Here is a 3,404-nt window from a genome sequence, read left to right on the forward strand (position 1 = left end):
GCCGAGCGCAGCGCCAGCCGCCGCGAGCACGCCGGTCCAGCCCAGCGCCCCCGTCGCCCCGCACAGCACGGCCGAGCTGATCGAGTCGCAGCAGGGCCGCACGGCCGACGCCCCGCTCTGCCTCACCTGCGGCACGAAGATGCGCCCGGCCGGCAGCTGCTACGTCTGCGAAGGCTGCGGCTCTACCAGCGGCTGCAGCTGATAGCGGGTAGGTCCGACGGGTGATTTACCAGCTCAGGAGGGATGCGGCTAGTCGGCCGCATCCCTCCTGAGCGCTATCCGGGCACGCTTGTCGCATCTTCTGGAACGGGCTTGATCGTAACGCGGCGTAACGCTCGCGACCCCCTCGGGCGCTGGCTGGCCTATCGTCCCAAATGCATGGAGCCCCAGGCGCGATTGTCGGCGCGATTCGAACCGGCTCCACCTGACAACCGTGCCTGATGTTGAGAGCAGCGACGCCGGATCCACCGGGATGACGATGCGCGGATTGCACGGCCGGGACGCATATGACGGCACGGACACCGGAACAGACTCCGGGGCGGCGGATGCCCCTGAGCGGCACGCCGGCGGCCCTCACAGCCCAGGCCGTGCAATCGTGGAGGATGCGGAAACCCGGACCGCCCTCGCATTCGCTTACCGCCAGCGCGTCGAGGCCGAGCCGGCTACCTGCGGCCCGGGGGACGCCATGCCGCAAGGGGATCAGAACCGCCATCCCGTCGCTACGACAGGTACCGAGGGTGATCACGCCTTCCACGCACCGGCTGACGAGAACGCCGATTCGCGGGACGCGGACCATCACCAAGAGCAAGTGCAGCGTCAGGACAAGGCTGGGCGGGCGACGCGGGACGCCGACCTTCCCCCGAGCGCGCGAGACTTGCCCGATGCCCGGGACGTCCTGCCGAACATACAACTGGCTGAGCTCGACGCCCGGAAGCTCAGCGATTACTCGCTGAAACCGGGGCACCCAGGCAATAACGGGAAGGCAAATGGCTGGCGGGCACTCGGTTACGATGTGGACAACCCGGAGGGACGCCGCGATGCGGCACGGGAGCTGCGCGGACTGATCTGCGACGAGCTGCTGGCGCGCGGCAAGGTAGCCGAGACCCGGGACACTGCGTACGGGCCGTCGCACAGGGTCCTCAGCGGTCTTACCGGGCCGAACGGTAGGCACGCGACCCTGGTCACCTGCTGGCTCATCGAAGAACGCGCAGGCCTCAGCGTTCCCCGGCTCACGACGGCATGGGTGCAGCCTCATCGCGACAAGGAGACCGAACGATGACCGCAGTAAGGGAAAACGGGCTGATCCGCACGACGGCTGACGCGGAGAGCATCTTCGACGGGCGGACCATCCCGGCCGGGATGAAGGGGACGGTGCTCGAAGCCAGGTCCGACGGGAGCTGCCTTGCCGAGTTCGCCTTCGCACCGCAAACCGCGGACAGCGACGGCGACTTCGTACAGGGCATCCTCACCCGGGACCAGTACGAGGTCATCGAGTCCTGACCCAGACGCCTGCGGCGATCGCCACGGGCCCGCCTCACCGTAGCTCTTGAACCAAAATATCCGCGTGCGGATACAACACGCAGACCTCGATGGCAGAACCCGCTAAATGAACACGCTAAACATACTAACGGACGCTACGATTGGGTCGTTTATCAGGTTGGTTAGGGGTTCCTTGCGCAGTTTCACTGATCTTGACACGCTCATCGGGCTGGTGCCATCGCACGTCGTTACCCGGCTCAGCGCGATCGACTTCGGCCGGGGCTCGGAGGCGCTTTACCGTGACCAGATGCCGGGGCTGCTCAATGAACTCGCCGACCGTGCCCGTGTTCTTAGTATCACGGCCTCATCGGCGATTGAGGGTATCGTCGTCGCTGACGCCGATCGCGCCCAGCGGATCATCGATCGGCAGGCGACGTCACTGCGCAACCGCAGCGAGCAGGAACTGGCGGGCTACCGCGACGCTCAGGACTACCTGAACGGGGAGGACTGGCGCCCGCTGAACGCCGGCCTGATGCTGCACCTGCACCGGCTGCTGTTCGCTCACACGGCGGTGCCTGGCGGGGCTTTCAAGAACGAGGACAACCTCGTCGTGGACCGCTCGCCGGGCGGCTCGACGACCGTCCGGTTCAAGCTAGTGCCTGCCGTGAGCACCCCGTTCGCCATCGATGACCTGATCAAGCGCTACAAGGAAGCAGTCGGGGCGGGCGAGCACCACCCCGTCCTCCTGTCCGGCCTGTTCATCCTCGACTTTCTCGTCATCCACCCTTTCGAGGACGGCAACGGACGAGTGGCTCGCCTGCTCACAGGTGCCCTGCTCGGCGAGCATGGCTACACGGTGGGCCGCTACGTCAGCCTTGAGCAGGCGATCGCTGAGTCGGCTGATGCCTACTACCAGGCGCTCCTGAACTCCACGCACGGCTGGCACGAAGGGACCACTGACCCGTGGCCTTGGCTCGGCTACTTCAGCAGCCTGATCGCCGGTGCCTACGCCGTCTTCGCCGACCGTGCGGCCGCGGCGCAGACCCCCGGGACCAAACAGCAGCGCGTCCGCGAGCACATCCTGCGCCATGCGCCCAGCACTTTCCGCCTCGCCGACATCCGGACGGCAATGCCCGGCGTCAGCGACCAGACGATCCGGCTCGTCTTGGAACAGTTGAGGAGCGAAGGCAAGGTGCGGGCCGACGGAACAGGCCGCTCCGCGACCTGGACGCGGATGACGGAAACCGCATCCTCCTGAGTCAGCCGGGGGTTCAGCCTCGATGCCCTCACCAGCTTGCCGGAGCAGGCGCCTGGGCGACGATGATATTCCGAACCCGTCGTCACCATCTGTGACGGGCAGTCGTGCTACTCGCACGGGTGGCCGGGGAATACCGCACCCTCCGAATAAGTACACTGCGCCAGTACGCCCGCCGTGGCCGGGAAACGAGGTGCCGATGGCAGAGCACGACTTCACTACCTTGATGTCCGCGCTGGACAGCCCGCTGATCGTCGTTACCACGGCCGATGAGCGGGAGCGAGCGGGCTGCCTGGTCGAGTTCCACGGCCAGTCGAGCATCGAGCCGCAGCGGTACTGCGTGTGGCTGTCCAAGGCCAACTACACCTACCGGGTGGCGCTGAACTCCAGCCACCTGGTCATTCACTTCCTTTCCGCGGACGATCTGCCGCTCGCCGAGCTGTTCGGCACCCAGACCGGAGACACCGTCGACAAGTTCGCCGGCCTTCCGGTGGATTCCGGCCCGGGCGGCGCGCCAGTGCTCAGGCAGTGCCCCAACTGGCTCGCGGTACGCCGCATAGTGCTGCTCGACGAGGGCGGCGACCATGTCTGCCTGACCACCGAGCCGGTCGCCGCGCAGACGGCCGGGCCGTTCCGGCCGCTGCGGCTATCCCAGGCCGGCCACCTGAGG

Annotated in this window: 5 protein-coding genes; all 5 read left to right on the forward strand. The window is 67.0% G+C overall.

Annotated elements, in window-relative coordinates:
* On the forward strand, positions 1-202 hold a 202-nt coding region (locus tag WA805_RS05625; RefSeq protein ID WP_425241810.1), incomplete at its 5' end, for a hypothetical protein.
* Between the two features lie 393 nt (positions 203-595).
* Positions 596-1,279 (forward strand): DUF6883 domain-containing protein, encoded by a 684-nt coding sequence (locus tag WA805_RS05630; RefSeq protein WP_422274548.1) that lies wholly within the window; start codon positions 596-598, stop codon positions 1,277-1,279.
* Positions 1,276-1,500 (forward strand): hypothetical protein, encoded by a 225-nt coding sequence (locus tag WA805_RS05635; protein ID WP_422274550.1) that lies wholly within the window; start codon positions 1,276-1,278, stop codon positions 1,498-1,500. The genes WA805_RS05630 and WA805_RS05635 overlap by 4 nt, the downstream gene beginning before the upstream one ends.
* Positions 1,501-1,672: 172 nt before the next feature.
* Positions 1,673-2,737 (forward strand): Fic family protein, encoded by a 1,065-nt coding sequence (locus WA805_RS05640; protein WP_425241811.1) that lies wholly within the window; start codon positions 1,673-1,675, stop codon positions 2,735-2,737.
* Between the two features lie 196 nt (positions 2,738-2,933).
* Positions 2,934-3,404, forward strand: a 471-nt coding sequence (locus WA805_RS05645) for a flavin reductase family protein (RefSeq protein WP_425241812.1), incomplete at its 3' end; no start/stop codon positions are given.

Source organism: Trebonia sp. (genome assembly GCF_049794275.1).
Taxonomy (GTDB): domain Bacteria; phylum Actinomycetota; class Actinomycetes; order Streptosporangiales; family Streptosporangiaceae; genus Trebonia.

Excerpts from the sequence above, each read along its gene's own strand:
- WA805_RS05635 (WP_422274550.1), top strand. The coding sequence starts at position 1,276 with ATGACCGCAGTAAGGGAAAACGGGCTGATCCGCACGACGGCTGACGCG.